This is a genomic window from Streptococcus sp. Marseille-Q5855 (assembly GCF_946901985.1).
Classification (GTDB): Bacteria; Bacillota; Bacilli; order Lactobacillales; family Streptococcaceae; genus Streptococcus.
Genome location: NZ_CAMPPR010000001.1, coordinates 111,278 through 134,340, shown reverse-complemented (window position 1 = coordinate 134,340; position 23,063 = coordinate 111,278). Strand labels below are relative to the sequence as shown.

Here is a 23,063-nt window from a genome sequence, read left to right as displayed (position 1 = left end):
GCCTCTTTTTCCTTTTCAAAATGGGGATTCTTCCTTGAAAATAATCAGTAATTGTGCTAAAATTAAAAGAACATTCTAAAATATTCGGAATTTAAAGTAAGGAAAAACATGGCTAATATTTTAAAAACAATTATCGAAAATGATAAAGGAGAAATCCGTCGTCTGGAAAAGATGGCTGACAAGGTTTTCAAATACGAAGACCAAATGGCTGCTTTGACAGATGACCAACTAAAAGCAAAAACAGTTGAATTTAAAGAACGTTATCAAAATGGAGAATCGCTGGATTCATTGCTTTATGAAGCATTTGCGGTTGTCCGTGAGGGTGCCAAACGTGTCCTAGGTCTCTTCCCATATAAGGTTCAGGTCATGGGGGGAATCGTTCTTCACCATGGTGACGTGCCAGAAATGCGTACAGGGGAAGGGAAAACCTTGACTGCGACTATGCCCGTATACCTCAATGCCCTTTCAGGTAAAGGGGTTCACGTAGTTACGGTCAATGAATACTTGTCAGAACGTGATGCGACTGAGATGGGTGAATTGTACTCATGGCTTGGTTTGTCAGTAGGGATTAACTTGGCTGCCAAATCTCCAATGGAGAAAAAAGAAGCCTATGAGTGTGATATTACTTACTCAACCAACTCAGAAATCGGATTTGACTACCTTCGTGACAACATGGTCGTTCGCGCTGAAAACATGGTACAACGTCCGCTCAACTATGCCTTGGTCGATGAGGTTGACTCTATCTTGATTGACGAGGCTCGTACACCATTGATTGTATCAGGTGCTAACGCAGTTGAAACTAGTCAGCTCTACCATATGGCAGACCACTATGTAAAATCTTTGGACAAAGACGACTACATCATCGATGTGCAGTCTAAGACTATTGGTTTGTCTGATTCAGGGATTGACAAGGCTGAAAGCTACTTCAAGCTTGAAAACCTCTATGACATCGAAAACGTAGCTCTGACTCACTTTATCGATAATGCCCTTCGTGCTAACTACATCATGCTTCTCGATATTGACTATGTGGTGAGCGAAGAGCAAGAAATCTTGATTGTCGACCAATTTACAGGTCGTACCATGGAAGGTCGTCGTTATTCTGATGGATTGCACCAAGCTATTGAAGCTAAAGAAGGTGTGCCAATCCAGGATGAAACCAAGACATCTGCCTCAATCACTTACCAAAACCTTTTCCGTATGTACAAGAAATTGTCAGGTATGACGGGTACAGGTAAGACTGAGGAAGAAGAATTCCGTGAAATCTACAACATTCGTGTGATTCCAATCCCAACAAACCGCCCTGTTCAACGTATTGACCACTCAGACCTTCTTTATGCAAGTATCGAGGCTAAGTTTAAGGCGGTTGTCGAAGACGTTAAGGCTCGTTACCAAAAAGGTCAGCCTGTCTTGGTTGGTACAGTAGCGGTTGAAACTAGTGACTACATTTCTAAGAAATTAGTCGCAGCTGGCGTTCCTCACGAAGTCTTGAATGCCAAAAACCACTATAGAGAAGCCCAAATCATCATGAATGCTGGTCAACGTGGTGCTGTTACTATCGCAACCAACATGGCCGGTCGTGGTACCGACATCAAGCTTGGTGAAGGGGTTCGCGAATTAGGTGGACTTTGTGTGATTGGTACAGAACGTCATGAAAGTCGTCGTATCGATAACCAGCTTCGTGGACGTTCAGGTCGTCAAGGAGACCCAGGTGAGTCACAATTCTACCTCTCTCTTGAAGATGACTTGATGAAACGTTTTGGTTCTGAACGCTTGAAGGGAATCTTTGAACGTCTCAACATGTCTGAAGAGGCGATTGAGTCTCGTATGTTGACGCGTCAGGTTGAAGCAGCGCAAAAACGTGTCGAAGGAAATAACTACGATACCCGTAAACAAGTCCTTCAATACGATGACGTCATGCGTGAACAACGTGAGATTATCTATGCTCAACGTTACGATGTCATTACTGCAGACCGTGACTTGGCACCTGAAATTCAGTCTATGATCAAACGCACGATTGAACGTGTCGTTGATGGTCATGCGCGTGCCAAACAAGATGAAAAACTAGAAGCGATTTTGAACTTTGCTAAGTACAACTTGCTTCCAGAAGATTCTATTACGATGGAAGACTTGTCAGGTTTGTCTGATAAGGCTATTAAGGAAGAGCTTTTCCAACGTGCCTTGCAAGTTTACGATAGTCAGGTTTCAAAACTACGTGATGAAGAAGCAGTCAAAGAATTCCAAAAAGTCTTGATTCTACGAGTGGTAGATAACAAGTGGACAGATCATATCGATGCCCTTGATCAATTGCGTAACGCGGTTGGACTTCGTGGCTATGCTCAGAACAATCCTGTTGTTGAGTATCAGGCAGAAGGTTTCCGTATGTTTAATGACATGATTGGTTCGATTGAGTTTGATGTGACACGCTTGATGATGAAAGCACAAATTCATGAACAAGAAAGACCACAGGCAGAACGCCATATCAGTACAACAGCGACTCGTAATATCGCTGCCCACCAAGCAAATATACCAGAAGATTTGGATTTGAGCCAGATTGGACGGAATGAACTTTGCCCATGTGGTTCTGGTAAGAAGTTTAAAAACTGTCACGGTAAAAGACAATAAAATGAGATAGTTTAGAGGCGGATACCTTGTGAAAAGTAAATTTTTACTTGGTATCCGTTTGCTTTATAAGGAGATGAGTTATGGTATTTACAGCAAAAAGTCCTAAAATCAATATTGAAGAAGTTCGTGCCTTGTCAAAATTAGAAGGTCGGGCTTTGGAGAGAAAATCACAGCGTGATCAAGAGCTAGAAGCCATTATACGTGGAGAAGACCAACGAATTCTCTTGGTAATCGGGCCATGCTCATCTGACAATGAAGAAGCTGTTCTTGAGTACGCTAAGCGTTTGGCAGTCCTACAAGAAGAAGTAGCAGATCGTATCTTTATGGTGATGCGTGTTTACACTGCCAAACCTCGTACCAACGGAGATGGCTATAAGGGCTTGATTCACCAGCCTAACGCGACAGAAGCGCCAAGCCTCATCAACGGAATCAAAGCCGTTCGCCATCTTCACTATCGTGTCATCACGGAAACAGGTATGACAACTGCTGATGAAATGCTTTATCCTGAAAATCTGCCGCTTGTAGATGATTTGATTTCTTATATGGCGGTTGGTGCTCGTTCAGTTGAAGATCAGCAACACCGCTTTGTGGCAAGTGGGGCAGGATTTTCTACTGGTTTTAAAAATCCAACCTCTGGAAATCTCAATGTCATGTTTAATGGGATTTATGCTGCTCAAAACAAACAAAGCTTCCTTTTTCTAGGAAAAGAAGTGGAAACAACTGGGAACCCGCTTTCGCACGCCATTCTTCGTGGTGCTCTTAATGAATATGGAAAAAATATTCCCAACTACTATTATGACAATTTAATTGATACCATTGCCCAATATGAGAAAATGGGCTTGGAAAATCCTTTTATCATCATTGATACCAATCATGACAATTCTGGCAAGCAGTATATGGAACAAATCCGAATTGTCCGCCAGACCTTGATTAACCGTGCTTGGAATGAAAAAATCAAGCAGTTCGTTCGTGGTTTTATGATTGAGTCTTATCTGGAAGATGGTCGACAAAATGAGCCAGAAGTATTTGGCAAGTCTATCACAGATCCTTGCCTGGGTTGGGATAACACAGAAGCTCTTGTCAGAGAAATTTATAAAACGTTAGGAGAATAAGATGGCATTTATTGAAAAAGGTCAAGAAATCGATATGGAAGTCATCAAGGCTGAAACCCAATTGTCTGCGGAAGCCTTGAGACTCAAGGAAAGCCGTGACAGGGAATTGGCAGATATTATTTCAGGGGAAGATGACCGTCTCCTTTTGGTAATTGGTCCTTGCTCTTCTGATAATGAAGAGGCTGTCTTGGAATATGCTCGCCGTTTATCCGCCTTGCAAAAGAGGGTAGCGGACAAGATTTTCATGGTTATGCGTGTTTATACAGCTAAACCTCGTACCAACGGAGACGGCTATAAAGGTTTGGTTCACCAGCCAGATACTTCTAAGGCTCCAAGCCTGATTAACGGTTTGCAGGCTGTGCGCCAGCTGCACTACCGCGTGATTACAGAGACTGGCTTGACGACGGCAGATGAGATGCTTTATCCGTCAAATCTGATCTTGGTGGATGACTTGGTCAGCTACCATGCCGTTGGTGCTCGTTCTGTGGAAGACCAAGAGCACCGCTTTGTGGCTTCTGGGATTGATGCACCAGTAGGGATGAAAAATCCAACCTCTGGAAATTTGGGTGTTATGTTTAACGCCATCTATGCTGCTCAAAACAAGCAAACCTTCCTTTATCATGGTCAGGAAGTTGAGACTTCAGGTAATCCTTTGTCCCATGTCATCCTCCGTGGGGCAGTTAACGAGTATGGCAATTATATGCCGAATTACTACTATGAAAATCTACTCCAAGCCATTGAACGTTATGAGACCATGGGACTTGAAAATCCTTTTATCCTCATCGACACCAACCATGATAACTCCGGCAAGCAATATATGGAGCAGATTCGAATTGTTCGCCAGACCTTGCAAAATCGTGATTGGAATGAGAAAATCAAAAAGACGGTTCGAGGCTTTATGATTGAATCTTACCTAGCAGATGGTCGTCAAAACCAACCAGAGGTCTTTGGTTGCTCTATTACTGACCCTTGCCTAGGTTGGGAAAATACAGAGGCTTTGGTAGAAGAGATTTATGCTACCTTGACAAAATAAGTGAAAAGGATGGAGTTGGGGAATCTCAACTCCTTTTGATGAGAATGATAGTTGGACACGGAATTGACATCGAAGAATTGTCTTCGATAGAAAGCGCAGTTACACGACATGAAGGCTTTGCCAAGCGCGTGCTGACCGCTAAGGAAATGGAGCGCTTCACCAGTCTCAAAGGGCGCAGGCAAATCGAATATTTGGCTGGTCGCTGGTCGGCTAAGGAGGCATTTTCCAAGGCCATGGGAACGGGTATTGGCAAGCTCGGTTTTCAGGATTTGGAAGTCTTGAACAATGAACGCGGGGCGCCTTATTTTAGTCAGGCACCATTTTCAGGAAAGATTTGGCTGTCTATCAGCCATACCGATCAGTTTGTGACAGCCAGTGTCATTTTGGAGGGAAATCATGAAAGCTAGTCCGCATAGACCAACCAAGGCTCTGATTCATCTGGGAGCTATTCGACAAAATATTCAGCAAATGGGGGCTCATATCCCTCAAGGAACGCTCAAGTGGGCTGTGGTCAAGGCCAATGCCTATGGTCATGGAGCTGTTGCCGTTGCCAAGGCAATTCAGGATGATGTTGATGGCTTTTGCGTTTCCAATATTGATGAAGCCATTGAACTCAGACAAGCTGGACTGAGCAAGCCAATCCTCATTTTAGGAGTTTCTGAAATCGAAGCTGTTGCTCTAGCTAAAGAATATGACATCACCTTGACTGTGGCTGGACTGGAGTGGATTCAAGCACTCTTAGATAAGGAAGCGGACCTAACTGGATTAACAGTCCACCTCAAGATTGATTCAGGAATGGGACGGATTGGTTTTAGAGAGGCTAGTGAAGCTGATCAGGTTCAAGACTTGCTCCAACAACACGGTGCTCGTGTTGAAGGGATTTTTACCCACTTTGCTACTGCTGATGAGGAATCAGATGACTATTTTAATGCCCAGTTAGAACGGTTTAAAACCATTCTATCAAGTATGAAAGGTCTTCCAGAGCTGATCCATGCCAGCAATTCGGCAACGACTCTTTGGCATGTAGAGACTATTTTCAATGCGGTTCGTATGGGAGATGCCATGTATGGTCTTAATCCTAGCGGAGAGGTCTTGGACTTACCCTATGACTTGATTCCGGCCTTGACCTTGGAGTCTGCTCTGGTTCATGTCAAGACAGTTCCAGCTGGAGCTTGCATGGGCTATGGGGCGACCTATCAGGCAGATAGCGAGCAGGTCATCGCGACCGTGCCAATCGGCTATGCGGATGGTTGGACACGAGACATGCAGAATTTCTCTGTCTTGGTAGATGGCCAAGCTTGCCCAATCGTCGGCAGGGTTTCGATGGACCAAATCACTATTCGATTACCTAAGCCTTACCCACTCGGAACCAAGGTAACCTTGATTGGCTCCGACGGTGACAAGGAAATCACTGCAACTCAGGTAGCTGCCTACCGTGGGACTATTAACTATGAGGTGGTTTGTCTTCTCAGCGACCGCATTCCGAGAGAATATTATTAGAAAAGAAAGGAGTGGAGCATGAATCTACATCAACCCTTGCATGTCTTACCTGGTGTGGGATCAAAGTCAGCAGAAAAATACGCCAAACTAGGAATTGAAAATTTGCAAGATCTCTTGCTCTACTTTCCTTTCCGTTATGAAGATTTTAAGACCAAGCAGGTGCTGGAGCTGGAAGACGGGGAGAAGGCAGTTCTTTCTGGTCAAGTCGTGACTCCTGCCAGTGTCCAGTATTATGGTTTCAAGCGCAATCGCCTACGCTTTAGTCTTAAGCAGGGAGAAGTTGTTTTTGCGGTGAATTTCTTTAACCAGCCTTATCTAGCAGATAAGATAGAGTTGGGAGCAACCCTTGCTGTCTTTGGAAAATGGGACCGCGCCAAGGCTAGTCTGACTGGAATGAAGGTCCTAGCTCAGGTGGAAGATGACCTCCAGCCTGTCTATCGTCTGGTTCAGGGAATCAGTCAAGCCAGTCTGGTCAAGGTCATTAAGACAGCCTTTGATCAGGGACTGGACCTCTTGATTGAGGAAAATCTGCCCCAGTCCTTGCTGGACAAATACAAACTCATGTCCCGTTGTCAGGCAGTCCGAGCTATGCATTTTCCTAAGGATTTGGCAGAATACAAGCAGGCTCTTCGCCGTATCAAGTTTGAGGAACTCTTTTATTTCCAAATGCAATTGCAGACGCTCAAGTCTGAAAATAGAGTTCAAGGAAGCGGTCTGGTTCTGAATTGGTCTCAGGAAAAGGTGACAGCAGTTAAAGAAAATCTACCTTTTGCCCTGACCCCAGCTCAAGAAAAAAGTTTGCTGGAAATTTTAACCGATATGAAGTCCGACCACCACATGAATCGTCTCCTACAAGGAGATGTGGGGAGCGGAAAAACGGTAGTCGCTGGCTTGGCTATGTTTGCGGCAGTGACGGCTGACTACCAATCAGCCCTCATGGTACCAACAGAAATCCTCGCAGAGCAACACTTTGAGAGTTTACAGAACCTTTTTCCTAATTTGAAACTGGCTCTCTTGACAGGTTCCTTGAAAGCTGCAGAAAAGAGAGAAGTCTTGGAGACCATTGCCAAGGGTGAGGCTGATTTGATTATCGGAACCCACGCTCTGATTCAGGATGGAGTAGATTATGCTCGTCTTGGCTTGATCATTATAGATGAGCAGCACCGTTTTGGTGTGGGGCAAAGGCGTGTTCTGAGAGAAAAAGGCGACAACCCAGATGTCCTCATGATGACGGCGACTCCCATTCCTCGAACGCTGGCTATCACAGCCTTTGGTGATATGGATGTTTCCATTATCGACCAGATGCCAGCAGGGCGGAAGCCTATTGTGACGCGCTGGATCAAGCATGAGCAACTACCTCAGGTTTTGACTTGGTTAGAGGGGGAAATCCAAAAAGGTTCTCAAGCCTATGTCATCTCTCCTTTGATTGAAGAATCAGAAGCTCTGGACTTGAAAAATGCCATTGCCTTATCAGAAGAGCTGACGGCTCATTTTGCAGGCAAGGCAGAAGTGGCTCTTCTACATGGTAAGATGAAGAGTGACGAAAAAGACCAGATCATGCAGGATTTCAAGGAGAGAAAAACTGATATTCTGGTTTCGACAACGGTTATTGAGGTTGGGGTCAATGTTCCCAATGCGACCGTCATGATTATCATGGATGCGGATCGCTTCGGGCTCAGCCAGCTTCACCAGCTCAGAGGTCGTGTCGGTCGGGGAGACAAGCAGTCCTACGCTGTTCTCGTTGCCAATCCTAAGACGGATTCTGGGAAAGACCGCATGCGCATCATGACAGAAACCACCAATGGATTTGTCCTTGCGGAGGAAGATTTGAAAATGCGGGGTTCAGGAGAGATTTTTGGAACCAGACAGTCAGGACTTCCAGAATTTCAAGTGGCTGATATTATCGAAGATTTTCCGATTTTAGAAGAAGCCAGAAAAGTGGCTAGCTATATTAGTTCGATAGAAGCTTGGCAAGAGGATCCAGAGTGGCGCATGATTGCTCTTCATTTGGAAAAGAAAGAACATCTAGATTAAGCTTTCTCTAAGGAAATCTTATACTCAATGAAAATCAAAGAGCAAACTAGGAAACTAGCCGTAGGTTGCTCAAAGCACTGCTTTGATGTTGTAGATAAGACTGACGAAGTCAGTTACATATATAATCCAAGGCGACGTTGACGTGGTTTGAAGAGATTTTCGAAGAGTATTATCCTTCTTTCTTGCATTGCTTCCCTAGATATGCTACAGTTGTGGTAACGATTACAAAATAAAAGGAGCATGCTATGAAAAATCCAGCTTTGCTAGAAGAAATTAAGACCTATAGAGGAAGGGATGAGGTTCCGGAAGACTTTGATGCTTTCTGGGATGGGGAAGTGAAAAATGTTTCCACACCTCCATCCTACCACTTGGAGGAAAGAGATTTCCACATTCCTCAAGTCAAGTGCTATGAGTTAACCTTTGAAGGAACCAATGAAGGCAAGGTCTATGCACGCGTCGTTCTTCCAAAGAGTGAGGAGAAGGTTCCTCTAATCTTCCATTTTCATGGTTATATGGGACGTGGCTGGGACTGGGCCGACATGCTGGCCTTCACCGTGGCTGGTTACGGTGTTGTCTCAATGGATGTGCGGGGCCAGTCAGGTTACTCGCAAGACGGTTTGCGTTCTCCTCTAGGAAATACGGTTAAGGGACATATTATCCGTGGTGCTGTGGAGGGTCGGGATCACCTCTTTTATAAGGATGTTTATCTGGATATTTACCAGTTGGTTGAAATTATTGCTAATCTGCCTGAGGTAGATGAGAAGCGTCTTTCTAGCTATGGTGCCTCTCAAGGTGGTGCTCTAGCTTTGGTTGCAGCAGCGCTCAATCCTCGAATTCAGAAAACAGTTTCCATCTATCCCTTCTTATCAGATTTCAGACGGGTGATTGAGATTGGCAATACTAGTGAGGCCTATGATGAACTTTTCCGTTATTTCAAGTTCCACGATCCTTTTCATGAAACAGAGGAGGAAATCATGGCGACCCTTGCCTATATCGATGTCAAAAATCTTGCCCATCGTATCCAAGGTGAGGTTAAGATGATTACGGGCTTGGACGACGATGTTTGCTATCCCATTACCCAGTTTGCGATTTACAATCGTTTGATCTGCGATAAGGCTTATCGCATCATGCCTGAGTATGCCCACGAAGCCATGAATGTTTTTGTCAATGACCAGGTTTATAACTGGCTCTGTGGGAGTGAGATTCCTTTCAAATATCTAAAATAAGGAGTCGACTCTAGGCACAAAATCTTAAAAATCACAAACACGCATAGTATCAGGGGATTAAGAAGACTTGATACTATGCGTTTTATCATGGAAATATTTATAGAATTTTTTGTTGCTAGCTTTGTCAAATTGCTTAAAATAATTTTTTTCAGAAAGCAAAAGCCGATACCTATCGAGTAGGGTAGTTCTTGCTATCGTCAGGCTTGTCTGTAGGTGTTAATACTTTCCAAAAATCTCTTCAAACCACGTCAGCTTCGCCTTGCCGTAGGTATGGTTACTGACTTCGTCAGTTTCATCTACAACCTCAAAACGGTGTTTTGAGCTGACTTCGTCAGTTTCATCTACAACCTCAAAACGGTGTTTTGAGCTGACTTCGTCAGTTTCATCTACAACCTCAAAACAGTGTTTTGAGCATCATGCGGCTAGCTTCCTAGTTTGCTCTTTGATTTTCATTGAGTATAAAAACAGATGAATCTCTGTTTTCTTTTTATGGACTATAAATGTTCAGCTGAAACTACTTTCAAGGACATTATTGTATAAAAGAATTTCTTGAAACTAAAATCTATTATACTACACTGTATTGAAAGCGTTTTAGAAATGAGATATAATAAATTTGCTAACACTTATAAAAAGTGATAGAATCTTATCTTTATGTATATTTAAAGATAGATTGCTGTAAAAATAGTAGCAGCTATGCGAAATGACAGATAGAGAGAAGGGATTGAAGCTTAGAAAAGGGGAATAATATGATATTTAAGGCATTCAAGACAAAAAAGCAGAGAAAAAGACAAATTGAACTACTTTTGACAGTTTTTTTCGACAGTTTTCTGATTGATTTATTTCTTCACTTATTTGGGATTGTCCCCTTTAAGCTGGATAAGATTCTGATTGTGAGCTTGATTATATTTCCCATTATTTCTACAAGTATTTATGCTTATGAAAAGCTATTTGAAAAAGTGTTCGATAAGGATTGAGCAGGAAGTATGGTGTAAATAGCATAAGCTGATGTCCAATAATTTGCTTATAAAGAGATATTTTAGTTTAATTGCAGAGGTGTCCTGGTAGATAAACTAGATTGGTAGGAGTCTGATTGGAGAAAGGAGAGGGGAAATTTGGCACCAATTTGAGATAGTTTGTTTAGTTCATTTTTGTCATTTAAATGAACTGTAGTAAAAGAAAGTTAAGAAAAGACAAACTAAGTGCATTTTCTGGAGTAAATGTCTTATTTCAGAAATCGGGATATAGATATAGAGAGGAACAGTATGAATCGGAATGTTCAAGAACGTAAGTGTCGTTATAGCATTAGGAAACTATCGGTAGGAGCGGTTTCTATGATTGTGGGAGCAGTGGTGTTTGGAACGTCTCCTGTTTTAGCTCAAGAAGGGGCGAGTGAGCAACCTCTGGCAAATGAAACTCAACTTTCGGGGGGGGGGGAGCTCAACCCTAACTGATACAGAAAAGAGCCAGCCTTCTGAGGAAGGAGAAAATATAACTCTTCCTGCAGAGCATGTAGAGTCTGTTTCAGAGACTGAACTTTCTGGCAATGAGCAAGAACAAGAAAGGGAAGATAAGCAAGAAGAAAAAATTCCAAGAGATTACTATGCACGAGATTTGGAAAATGTCGAAACAGTGATAGAAAAAGATGACTTAGAGACGAATGATTCAAATGGAAAAAGAGTAGACTTGTCTGATGAATTAGAGAAAGTAAAGGGACTCCAAAATGCAACTGTTCATGTGGAGTTCAAACCGGCTGCTGATGGTCCTAGTTTTTACAATCTCTTTTCTGCTTCCAGTACAACTAAAGTAAATGAGTACTTTACAATGGCAATCAATAATGGGACAGCTTTGATAGAGGGACGTGGAGCTGATGGTAGTCAATTTTATGGAAGTTATACAGATGCGCCTTTGAAGATTAGACCAGGCAAGTATAATTCGGTTACTTTTACTGTTGAAAGACCAAGAAAGGATAGTCCAAATGGTCAGGTTCGTCTTTATGTGAATGGTGTATTATCTCGTACGAATAAAAAGTCAGGGAAATTCCTGGCAGACATGCCAGATGTGGATAAACTTCAGTTAGGTGCAACTAATAGAGCAGGAGAACTGAAGTGGGGCTCAAATCTCTCTATTCGTAATCTGACTGTATACAATCGTGCTCTAACTCCAGAGGAAGTCAAAAAACGTAGCCAGTTATTTGATGTGACAGATATTGAACCGTCACTTCCTGAAGGGGCAGTCTTGACAGAAAAGCAAGAGTTGTTTAGGAGTGGTGTCAATGATAAGCCAAATAGTGAAGGAATTAAGAGTTATCGGATTCCAGCTTTGCTACGTACGGATAAAGGAACATTACTGGCAGGAGCAGATCAGCGTCGTCTCCACCATTCTGACTGGGGAGATATTGCTATGGTCGTTAGGAGAAGTGAGGATGGGGGAACTACTTGGCAGCCAACCTTAACCTTGACCAATCTGCGAGACAATCCAGAAGCAAAAGATCCACAGGCACCATCTCCACTTAATATCGATATGGTCTTGGTTCAAGATCCTACCACAAAGAGAATTTTTTCAATCTACGATATGTTTCCAGAAGGTCGAGCTGTCTTTGGAATGCCAAACAAACCTCAAAAAGCTTATCAACAAGTTGGAGACAGGCACTATCAATTACTATATAAACAAGGGGAAAATCAAGCATATACTGTTCGAGAAAACGGAGAAGTATATGATGCAAATAATCAAAAAACAGATTATCGCGTTGTAGTGGATCCAAAAGAAGAAGCCTACAGAGATAAGGGTGACCTCTATAAAGGAGAAGAGCTTCTTGGAAATATCTACTTTGCTCAATCTGCTAAAAATCCATTTCGTGTAGCCTATACGAGCTATTTGTGGCTTTCCTATAGTGATGATGATGGGAAAACATGGTCGCAACCAAGAGATATTACACCATCAATTCGCCAAGATTGGATGAAATTTTTAGGAACAGGTCCAGGTACAGGAATTGTGCTTAGAACAGGAGAGCACAAGGGTCGTATCCTAGTTCCTACTTATACCACCAACGCTATCTCCCATCTAAGCGGATCTCAGTCTTCTCGTTTGATTTATTCAGATGACCATGGAGAAACATGGCAGGCTGGAGCGGCTGTCAATGATGATAGGACGGTAGGTAGAAGGAAAATTCATTCCTCAACTATGAATAATAGTCCTGCCCAAAATACAGAGTCAGTTGCTGTACAGTTAAATAATGGTGATGTGAAACTCTTTATGAGAGGATTAACGGGTGATTTACAGGTTGCCACAAGTAAAGATGGTGGGCAAACTTGGGACAAGGAAATCAAGAGATACAATCAGGTTAAAGATGTTTATGTCCAAATGGCTGCTATTCACACCATGCACGAAGGAAAAGAATACATCATTTTAACCAATTCAGGAGGACCTAAACGGACGAATGGAATGGCTCATTTGGCTCGTGTAGAGGACAACGGAGACTTGACTTGGTTACATCATAGACCAATTCAAAAAGGAGAGTTTGCCTATAATTCGCTTCAAGAATTAGGAAACGGTGAGTATGGTATCTTGTATGAACATACTGAAAAAGGACAAAATGCCTATACCCTATCATTTAGAAAATTTAACTGGGAATTTTTAACAAAAGATCCGGTATATCCAACAAGTGTAACTATCAGGGACGTTCGTAAATTGGAAACAGAAGAAGAGGATGCAGAACAAGGCATCTTAGCTATGCAATTTGATTCTGAGGTACTAGTGAATTCTATTCCGACTTTGACTTTAGCGAATGGACACAAAGCTACCTTCTTGACACAAGCAGATCAAAAAACTCTACTTTTCACCTTTAATAAAGAAGATGCAGGTCAAGAAATTACAGGTCTACTGGCCGGTAGAATTGACAGTATGCATGATTTACCAGTTACACTAGCTGGTAGTAGAATTCCTGAAGATGCGAAAGAAAATCCTGTCGAGACCATGAATACAGTAAGAGAAGATGTATCTGAGGAGATGACAGAAAGGAAGTCAGAGAAGAATCAAGTGTCTATGGAGCCTTCAGGCAGAATGGTAGCAAACTCTCCTCTTACTTCTCTTGCTTCTCGTTATCTCCAATCTTATGTAGGAGATGTTACTTTAACTCCTCTTAAAACTGAGACCAAAGTTCCAGTAACGACTGGTTGGAAGCAAGAAAATGGTGCATGGTATTTTTATACATCTGCTGGTGAAGTGGTGAAAGGATGGCATCAGGAAGCGGGTAAATGGTACTACTTGAGTTCTACTGGTGCGATGGCAACTGGTTGGGTGAAAGATGGTAACCAATGGTATTATTTGAGTGAGAGTGGAGCAATGTCTACTGGCTGGGTTGAATCCAGCGGTGTGTGGTACTATCTCAATGCTAACGGTTCAATGGCAACTGGTTGGATAAAAGATGGAGACCATTGGTACTATCAGGAATCATCTGGTGCAATGAAGGTAAATCAATGGTTCCAAGTTGGAGACAAATGGTACTATGTTAATGAAAACGGAAGGTTAGCGGTTAATACTATAGTAGATGGTTATAAAGTTAACTCCAATGGGGAATGGGTCAACTACTAGAACCTTGGATGTTGATGAATAACTGAGACACGTTTTGTCCGTCATAGAGATTAAAAGTTTATTTAGATAGTTTTCGTAGAAATTTCTACTCTAAGAAAAAATCAATTTAGATGAGCTCCTATTGCCGAGTCAATGACTTGCTAGTCGTAAATAAACTGTATATTTCTGACTTACTTAGGACTGGATACTGCTAGTCGCAACGTAACAGTTCGCTTTAAGTGTTAAAATGCATATAGCTAGTTATTGGTTATATGCGTTTTTGTTTTTAATTATTTTATTTCTTGTCTTGGAATATAGGTAAAGTTATAGTAAAATAAAATTCTGTAAATCATATTGGTAGATATACAAGAAGAGTGTATTGTTGACAGTACAGCACATAGAATCCAACATGTCCTTATACTCAAAAAATCAAAGAGCAAATTAGGAAGCTAGCCGTAGCCTGCCCAAAACACTGTTTTGAGGTTGTAGATGAAACTGACGAAGTCAGCCCAAAACACTGTTTTGAGGTTGTAGATGAAACTGACGAAGTCAGCTCAAGACACCGTTTTGAGGTTGCAGATAGAACTGACGAAGTCAGCTCAAAATACCGTTTTGAGGTTGCAGATAGAACTGACGAAGTCAGCTCAAAATACCGTTTTGAGGTTGTAGATGAAACTGACGAAGTCAGCTCAAGACACCGTTTTGAGGTTGCAGATAGAACTGACGAAGTCAGTAACATATACATACGGCAAGACGAAGATGACATGGTTTGAAGAGTATGGAACAATCATAACTTATTTGAAGATTTTAAAAGATTGTAAGCTATTATATCTGGATAAATAAGTATTAGAAACTAAAGTGAGGAAAAAGATGTTTTTATATTTAAAAGGTTTAGGAAAATTTCGTATCGCTAACACCAGACGGCTATAGAGTGAACGAGTACGGGGAATGGATCAACTGAACTTGCTTTATGGCATATTGACGAGAAAGCTAGGAGTATAAAAACACTAGAATTCATAGTCTAGAAAGTGGTAAGGATTTTCTAAAATGGTTGATTTTGTAATCTTTTTTGTAAAATATAGCTTTTAATAAATAATGCGAGCAAGATATATCTCTTTGCAAGTGATTAGGGTCAATAGTTTTTAACTTTCTCACTTCTTTTCCGAATAAATAGATAGAACCATAGAATCTAGCAAAATTAGATTTAAAACTATGGTATAATAGAAGGAGGAAAAGGATGATTCTAAGACATCCGGGCATTAGCCCGACCAATGACTTGGTTGCTAAGAAAATTTTCAGCAACCCAGAAATCACTTGTCAATTTATTCGCGATATGCTGGACTTGCCAGCAAAAAATGTGACCATTTTGGAGGGAAGTAACATTCACGTCTTGCCTTCCATGCCTTATTCAGCGCAGGATTTCTATACCAGTATAGACGTCTTGGCAGAGTTAGACAATGGGACACAAGTTATTATTGAGATTCAGGTACATCATCAGAATTTTTTCATCAATCGCCTGTGGGCTTATCTGTGCAGTCAGGTAAATCAAAACCTAGAAAAAATTCGCCAACGAGAAGGTGATACCCACCAGAGCTACAAACATATCGCACCTGTCTACGCTATCGCAATCGTGGACAGTAATTATTTTCAAGATGACTTAGCTTTTCATAGCTTTAGCATGCGCGAGGATACGACAGGTGAGGTCTTAACCATCACAAATAACGGTCAAGTAAACCATCTAGTCAAGATGGCGTTCTTGGAATTAAGAAAATACAGAGAAACCAGCAAAGATAGCATTCGCAAACCGTGGTTGGAGTTTTTTGGGAACAAACCCTTTACCCAGCGCCCCGAGCGAGCCATCAGCCAAGCAGATCAACTGCTGGACTACAAGAGCTGGTCCGAGGAGGATAGGGAAATGTTTAGTCAACTACGTATGCGAGAAGAACAAGCCTTGTTAGCACAGGACTATGCCTTGGAACAAGCTGAAGAAAAAGGGTTGGAGAGAGGTCGGGCAGAAGGACTTGAACGTGGAAAACTTTTTGCCTTTCTGGATATGGTTCGCCAAGGACTTCTGACTTCCGAGGTTGCCAGTCAGCAGTTGGGTATGTCAGTATCTGAGTTTGAGGCGTTGTTGTAAGATCAGCAATAATAGACAAGAAAACCATCTGGTTAAGATGGCATTCTTGGAATTAAAAAACTCTAATCACAAAATCTTAAAAATCACAAACACGCATAGTATCAGGTATTGAACAAGCTTGATACTATGCGTTTTATAGTGCAGTGAATCTATATTAGGACACTATAGTTGATTGAAAACAGAATAGTATACCGCAGCTTCTAAATCCTTGTTATAAATTTGATTTTACTTTCCCAATCGATTTATTCTCATTTTATTTCAATCTGCTATATTTCCTTCATTTTCTCCTAAAATTGACTTTCTTGTTTTTTTATCTTGTCCACTCGAAACAGGTCTTGCAAGAAACCTACTTATTTTTGAAAGTACTTTTAATGTAGTTGATATAGTTAAAAGATTTGAAACTAAATTCCAAATTAAAAAAGGCTTGAAATACTAAAAAAAAAAAAGTATACTCTAATTGAAAACGGTAACAAAACTAATTTAGAGTATTTCTCTCTTAAAAAGTTCTTGGTGAAACGATATTTAGAAAGGAGATTTAGCCAAAGAGTCTATTAGTGCTAGAATAATAGATTAGAATTATTTTAGAAAAACTAATACTCAATGAAAATCAAAGAGCAAACTAGGAAACTAGCCGCAGGCTGTACTTGAGTACGGCAAGGCGACGTTGACGCAGTTTGAAGAGATTTTCGAAGAGTATAAGTGAGCAGCTTATAAATTCAATTCCCCAAATAGATTCATACTAGTATCTTTTGCAAAAAATAAAGGGCGACTTCCTTCATGAATATCAATTTCATCTATAAGGAAGGTAGCTAATTGAACTAACTTATTTATTCTGTTTGTCGCTAGAAAAATCAGATCTTCTTGTGAAGATACTGAATGAAAATCAAAGAAGAAACTAGCAAGCTAGTAGCAGATTGCCCAAAACACCGCTTTGAGGTTGTAGATAAGACTGACCTATATAATCCAAGGTGAAGCGACTGTGGTTTGAAGAGATTTTCAAAGAGTATAGGCTAGAGAGTGTTGTGTTTTTATGTCCTTCTAGTAGAAAATGCTAGACAGAAGAATGGGGAACTTGGATAGGAAAAATAGATTGAGAAAGGAGGATAGGGTGTGATTATTACAAAAATTAGCCGTTTAGGAACTTATGTGGGAGTAAATCCACATTTTGCAACATTAATAGATTTTCTAGAAAAAACAGGACTAGAAAATTTAACAGAAGGTTCGATTGCTATCGATGGTGATCGATTGTTTGGGAATTGCTTTACTTATCTAGCAGATGGTCAAGCAGGGGCTTTCTTTGAAACACACCAAAAATATTTGGATATTCATTTAGTTTTGGAAAACGAAGAAGCCATGGCTGTTACGTCGCCGGAAAATGTAAGCGTTACCCAAGAATATGATGAAGAGAAGGATATTGAATTATACACAGGGAAAGTGGAACAGTTGGTTCATTTGAGAGCTGGCGAATGCCTCATCACTTTTCCAGAAGATTTACATCAACCCAAGGTTCGTATAAATGATGAACCTGTGAAAAAAGTTGTCTTTAAAGTTGCAATTTCTTAATGTAGAAAGGGAAGAACAATGAAAAAAATGAGAAAGTTTTTATGTCTAGCTGGAGTTGCGTTAGCAGCCGTTGCCTTGGTAGCTTGTTCAGGAAAAAAAGAAGCTACAACTAGTACTGAACCACCGACAGAATTATCTGGTGAGATTACAATGTGGCACTCCTTTACTCAAGGACCGCGTTTAGAAAGCATTCAAAAATCAGCAGATGCTTTCATGCAAAAGCATCCAAAAACGAAAATCAAGATTGAAACATTCTCTTGGAATGACTTCTATACTAAATGGACTACAGGTTTAGCAAATGGGAATGTGCCAGATATCAGTACAGCTCTTCCTAACCAAGTAATGGAAATGGTCAACTCAGATGCTTTGGTTCCGCTAAATGATTCTATCAAGCGTATTGGACAGGATAAATTTAACGAAACTGCCTTAAATGAGGCAAAAATCGGAGATGATTACTACTCTGTTCCTCTTTATTCACATGCACAAGTTATGTGGGTTAGAACTGATTTGTTAAAAGAACATAATATTGAGGTTCCTAAAACTTGGGATCAACTCTATGAAGCTTCTAAAAAATTGAAAGAAGCTGGAGTTTATGGCTTGTCTGTTCCGTTTGGAACAAATGACTTAATGGCAACACGTTTCTTGAACTTCTACGTACGTAGTGGTGGTGGAAGTCTCTTGACAAAAGATCTTAAAGCAGATTTGACAAGTCAACTTGCTCAAGATGGTATTAAATACTGGGTTAAAATGTATAAAGAAATTTCACCTCAAGATTCTTTGAACTTTAATGTCCTTCAACAAGCTACCTTGTTCTATCAAGGAAAAACAGCATTTGACTTTAACTCTGGCTTCCATATTGGAGGAATCAATGCCAACAGTCCTCAATTGATTGATTCAATTGATGCTTATCCTATTCCAAAAATCAAAGAGTCTGATAAGGACCAAGGAATTGAAACTTCAAACATTCCAATGGTTGTTTGGAAAAATTCAAAACATCCAGAAGTTGCTAAAGCATTCTTAGAATCACTTTATAATGAAGAAGACTACGTTAAATTCCTTGATTCAACTCCAGTAGGTATGTTGCCAACTATTAAGGGGATTAGCGATTCTGCAGCCTATAAAGAAAATGAAACTCGTAAGAAATTTAAACATGCTGAAGAAGTGATTACTGAAGCTGTTAAAAAAGGTACTGCTATTGGTTATGAAAATGGACCAAGTGTACAAGCTGGTATGTTGACTAACCAACACATTATTGAACAAATGTTCCAAGATATCATTTCAAATGGAACAGATCCTATGAAAGCAGCAAAAGAAGCAGAAAAACAATTAAACGATTTATTTGAGGCTGCTCAGTAGATGTAAAAGACTAGAAAATAGGTGGGCTAGTGAGCTGAAAAGCCCTAGCCCAATCTTGTAAAAGAAGGGAGAAGGAGAATGGTTAAAGAACGTAATTTAACTCGCTGGATATTTGTTTTGCCAGCTATGATTATCGTAGGATTACTCTTTGTTTATCCGTTTTTCTCGAGTATTTTTTATAGCTTTACCAATAAGCATTTGATTATGCCAAATTATAAATTTGTTGGTTTAGCTAACTATAAAGCTGTGCTATCAGATCCCAACTTCTTTAATGCGTTCTTTAATTCAATTAAGTGGACCATTTTCTCATTAGTTGGTCAAGTTTTAGTAGGGTTTGTATTGGCTTTAGCTCTTCACAGAGTACGCCACTTCAAGAAATTATATAGGACCTTATTGATTGTTCCTTGGGCATTTCCTACAATCGTTATTGCCTTTTCTTGGCAGTGGATTCTAAACGGGGTTTATGGCTACTTACCTAATCTAATCGTAAAATTAGGTTTAATGGATCATACACCTGCATTTTTGACAGATAGTACATGGGCATTCCTATGTTTGGTGTTTATCAACATTTGGTTTGGAGCGCCGATGATTATGGTTAATGTACTTTCAGCTTTGCAAACAGTACCAGAAGAACAATTTGAGGCTGCTAAGATAGATGGTGCTTCAAGTTGGCAGGTGTTCAAGTTTATCGTCTTTCCACATATTAAAGTGGTTGTAGGACTTCTAGTTGTTTTGAGAACTGTATGGATCTTTAATAACTTTGACATTATCTACCTTATTACGGGTGGTGGACCGGCTAATGCTACAACGACGCTTCCAATTTTTGCTTACAACCTGGGTTGGGGCACTAAATTGTTGGGTCGTGCTTCAGCAGTTACAGTGTTGCTCTTTATCTTCTTGATGGCGATTTGCTTTATCTACTTTGCTATCATCAGTAAGTGGGAAAAGGAGGGTAGAAAATAATGAAGAAGAAATCCAGTATTTATTTAGATATTCTCTCACATGCACTCTTGATTGGTGCGACTATTGTTGCAATTTTCCCATTGGTATGGATTATCATATCGTCTGTCAAGGGGAAAGGGGAATTGACTCAGTATCCAACACGATTTTGGCCTGAACAGTTTACATTAGATTATTTTATACATGTTATCAACGATTTGCACTTTATTGATAACATTCGAAATAGTTTAATCATTGCCTTAGCTACAACCCTTATTGCGATTATTATTTCTGCTATGGCAGCCTATGGTATTGTTAGATTCTTCCCTAAATTGGGAGCAATCATGTCGAGATTACTTGTCATTACCTACATTTTCCCACCAATTTTGTTAGCAATTCCCTATTCAATTGCCATTGCTAAAGTTGGATTAACAAATAGTTTATTTGGCTTGATGATGGTTTATCTATCTTTTAGTGTTCCATATGCAGTTTGGCTCTTAGTTGGATTTTTCCAAACAGTTCCAATTGGAATTGAAGAAGCAGCTAGAATTGATGGTGCAAATAAATTTGTTACATTTTATAAAGTTGTGCTACCGATTGTAGCACCAGGTATTGTAGCAACAGCTATTTATACATTTATCAATGCTTGGAATGAATTCTTGTATGCTTTAATTTTGATTAACAATACAGGAAAGATGACAGTAGCAGTAGCTCTTCGATCTCTTAACGGTTCAGAAATTTTAGACTGGGGAGATATGATGGCAGCATCTGTTATTGTGGTTCTTCCATCAATTATTTTCTTCTCTATTATCCAAAATAAGATTGCAAGTGGATTATCAGAAGGATCTGTGAAGTAAACGAAAGAAGGAAAAAATGAATAAGAGAGGTCTTTATTCAAAACTAGGAATTTCTGTTGTAGGATTTAGTCTTTTAATGGGAGTACCCACTTTGATTCATGCGAATGAATTAAACTATGGTCAACTGTCTATATCTCCTATTTTTCAAGGAGGTTCATATCAACTGAACAATAAGAGTATAGATATCAGCTCTTTGTTATTAGATAAATTATCTGGAGAGAGTCAGACAGTAGTAATGAAATTTAAAGCAGATAAACCAAACTCGCTTCAAGCTTTGTTTGGTCTATCTAATAGTAAAGCAGGCTTTAAAAATAATTACTTTTCAATTTTCATGAGAGATTCTGGTGAGATAGGTGTAGAAATAAGAGACGCCCAAAAGGGAATAAATTATTTATTTTCTAGACCAGCTTCATTATGGGGAAAGCATAAAGGACAGGCAGTTGAAAATACACTCGTATTTGTATCTGATTCTAAAGATAAGACATACACAATGTATGTTAATGGTATAGAAGTGTTCTCTGAAACAGTTGATACATTTTTGCCGATTTCAAATATAAATGGTATAGATAAGGCAACACTAGGAGCTGTTAATCGTGAAGGCAAGGATCATTATCTTGCAAGAGGAAGTATTGATGAAATCAGTCTATTTAATAAAGCAATTAGTGATCAGGAAGTTTCAACTATTCCCTTGTCAAATCCATTTCAGTTAATTTTCCAATCAGGAGATTCTACTCAAGCTAACTATTTTAGAATACCGACATTATATACATTAAGTAGTGGAAGAGTTCTATCAAGTATTGATGCACGTTATGGTGGGACTCATGATTCTAAAAGTAAGATTAATATCGCCACTTCTTATAGTGATGATAATGGGAAAACGTGGAGTGAGCCAACTTTTGCTATGAAGTTTAATGACTATGAGGAGCAGTTAGTTTACTGGCCACGAGACAATAAATTAAAGAATAGTCAAATTAGTGGAAGTGCTTCATTCATAGATTCATCCATTGTTGAAGATAAAAAATCTGGAAAAACGATATTATTAGCTGATGTTATGCCTGCGGGTATTGGAAATAATAATGCAAATAAAGCTGATTCAGGTTTTAAAGAAATAAATGGTCATTATTATTTAAAACTAAAGAAGGATGGAGATAATGATTTCCGTTATACAGTCAGAGAAAATGGTGTCGTTTATGATGAAACAACTAATAAACCTACAAATTATACTATAAATGATAAGTATGAAGTTTTAGAGGGAGGAAAGTCTTTAACAGTTGAACAATATTCGGTTGATTTTGATAGTGGCTCTTTAAGAGAAAGGCATAATGGAAAACAGGTTCCTATGAATGTTTTCTACAAAGATTCGTTATTTAAAGTGACTCCTACTAATTATATAGCAATGACAACTAGTCAGAATAGAGGAGAGAGTTGGGAACAATTTAAGTTATTGCCTCCGTTCTTAGGAGAAAAACATAATGGAACTTACTTATGTCCCGGACAAGGTTTAGCATTAAAATCAAGTAATAGATTAATTTTTGCAACGTATACTAGTGGCGAACTAACTTATCTCATTTCTGATGATAGTGGTCAAACATGGAAGAAATCCTCAGCTTCAATTCCGTTTAAGAATGCGACAGCAGAAGCGCAAATGGTTGAAATGAGAGATGGTGTGATTAGAACATTCTTTAGAACTACTACAGGTAAGATTGCCTATATGACTAGTAGAGATTCTGGAGAAACATGGTCAGAAGTTTCGTATATCGATGGAATTCAACAAACTTCATATGGTACACAAGTATCTGCAATTAGATACTCTCAATTAGTTGATGGAAAAGAAGCAGTCATTTTGAGTACACCAAATTCTAGAAATGGCCGTAAGGGAGGTCAATTAGTTGTCGGTTTAGTCAATAAAGAAGATGATAGTATCGATTGGAAATACCACTATGACATTGATTTGCCTTCGTATGGTTATGCTTATTCTGCGATTACAGAATTGCCAAATCATCACATAGGTGTATTGTTTGAAAAATATGATTCATGGTCAAGAAATGAATTGCATTTAAGCAATGTAGTTCAGTATATAGATTTGGAAATTAATGATTTAACAAAATAAAGGAG

16 protein-coding genes are annotated in these 23,063 nt (G+C 39.8%); all 16 read left to right on the top strand.

What is annotated here, in order from left to right:
* The first annotated feature begins 108 nt into the window (after positions 1-108).
* The 16 genes from secA (at position 109) to nanB (ending at position 23,058) form a co-directional block, all read left to right on the top strand.
* On the top strand, positions 109-2,622 hold the full coding sequence (gene secA / locus OC529_RS00595; RefSeq protein WP_262081265.1) for a preprotein translocase subunit SecA: 2,514 nt from the start codon (positions 109-111) through the stop codon (positions 2,620-2,622).
* Positions 2,623-2,702: 80 nt separating this feature from the next.
* On the top strand, positions 2,703-3,734 hold the full coding sequence (locus OC529_RS00590; RefSeq protein WP_057487144.1) for a 3-deoxy-7-phosphoheptulonate synthase: 1,032 nt from the start codon (positions 2,703-2,705) through the stop codon (positions 3,732-3,734).
* Between the two features lies 1 nt (position 3,735).
* Positions 3,736-4,767: a 3-deoxy-7-phosphoheptulonate synthase gene (locus OC529_RS00585; protein ID WP_261013321.1), complete on the top strand. Its 1,032-nt coding sequence runs from the start codon at positions 3,736-3,738 to the stop codon at positions 4,765-4,767.
* Between the two features lie 44 nt (positions 4,768-4,811).
* A complete protein-coding gene (acpS, locus tag OC529_RS00580; protein ID WP_262081376.1) occupies positions 4,812-5,174 on the top strand; it encodes a holo-ACP synthase in 363 nt (120 codons plus the stop codon).
* Positions 5,164-6,267 carry an alanine racemase gene (gene alr, locus OC529_RS00575; RefSeq protein ID WP_262081264.1) on the top strand — a complete coding sequence of 368 codons (1,104 nt, stop codon included), beginning with the start codon at positions 5,164-5,166 and terminating at the stop codon, positions 6,265-6,267. Before acpS ends, alr begins: the two co-directional genes overlap by 11 nt.
* 18 nt (positions 6,268-6,285) lie before the next feature.
* Positions 6,286-8,301 (top strand): ATP-dependent DNA helicase RecG, encoded by a 2,016-nt coding sequence (gene recG, locus OC529_RS00570; RefSeq protein ID WP_262081263.1) that lies wholly within the window; start codon positions 6,286-6,288, stop codon positions 8,299-8,301.
* 245 nt (positions 8,302-8,546) lie between these two features.
* A complete protein-coding gene (locus tag OC529_RS00565) occupies positions 8,547-9,527 on the top strand; it encodes an acetylxylan esterase (RefSeq protein WP_262081262.1) in 981 nt (326 codons plus the stop codon).
* Between the two features lie 746 nt (positions 9,528-10,273).
* Positions 10,274-10,501, top strand: coding sequence for a hypothetical protein (locus OC529_RS00560; protein ID WP_000576348.1), 228 nt, complete (start codon positions 10,274-10,276; stop codon positions 10,499-10,501).
* Positions 10,502-10,744: 243 nt separating this feature from the next.
* Positions 10,745-10,978 (top strand): YSIRK-type signal peptide-containing protein, encoded by a 234-nt coding sequence (locus OC529_RS00555; protein WP_316043892.1) that lies wholly within the window; start codon positions 10,745-10,747, stop codon positions 10,976-10,978.
* A complete protein-coding gene (locus OC529_RS00550; protein ID WP_262081375.1) occupies positions 10,935-14,117 on the top strand; it encodes a sialidase domain-containing protein in 3,183 nt (1,060 codons plus the stop codon). The genes OC529_RS00555 and OC529_RS00550 overlap by 44 nt, the downstream gene beginning before the upstream one ends.
* A gap of 1,216 nt (positions 14,118-15,333) precedes the next feature.
* The gene (locus OC529_RS00545; protein ID WP_262081260.1) at positions 15,334-16,233 is read left to right on the top strand and encodes an Rpn family recombination-promoting nuclease/putative transposase; all 900 of its coding nucleotides are present in this window, start codon (positions 15,334-15,336) and stop codon (positions 16,231-16,233) included.
* A gap of 1,110 nt (positions 16,234-17,343) precedes the next feature.
* Positions 17,344-17,796, top strand: a complete 453-nt coding sequence (locus tag OC529_RS00540; protein WP_000587462.1) for a YhcH/YjgK/YiaL family protein — start codon at positions 17,344-17,346, stop codon at positions 17,794-17,796.
* A gap of 18 nt (positions 17,797-17,814) precedes the next feature.
* A complete protein-coding gene (locus OC529_RS00535) occupies positions 17,815-19,152 on the top strand; it encodes an ABC transporter substrate-binding protein (protein WP_000738774.1) in 1,338 nt (445 codons plus the stop codon).
* Positions 19,153-19,230: 78 nt separating this feature from the next.
* Positions 19,231-20,115, top strand: coding sequence for a carbohydrate ABC transporter permease (locus tag OC529_RS00530; RefSeq protein WP_173212413.1), 885 nt, complete (start codon positions 19,231-19,233; stop codon positions 20,113-20,115).
* Entirely contained in the window at positions 20,115-20,948 is an 834-nt protein-coding gene (locus OC529_RS00525) for a carbohydrate ABC transporter permease (RefSeq protein ID WP_000730466.1), read from the top strand. Before OC529_RS00530 ends, OC529_RS00525 begins: the two co-directional genes overlap by 1 nt.
* 16 nt (positions 20,949-20,964) lie before the next feature.
* Positions 20,965-23,058, top strand: coding sequence for a neuraminidase NanB (gene nanB, locus OC529_RS00520; RefSeq protein WP_261105812.1), 2,094 nt, complete (start codon positions 20,965-20,967; stop codon positions 23,056-23,058).
* The last annotated feature ends 5 nt before the right edge of the window (positions 23,059-23,063 follow it).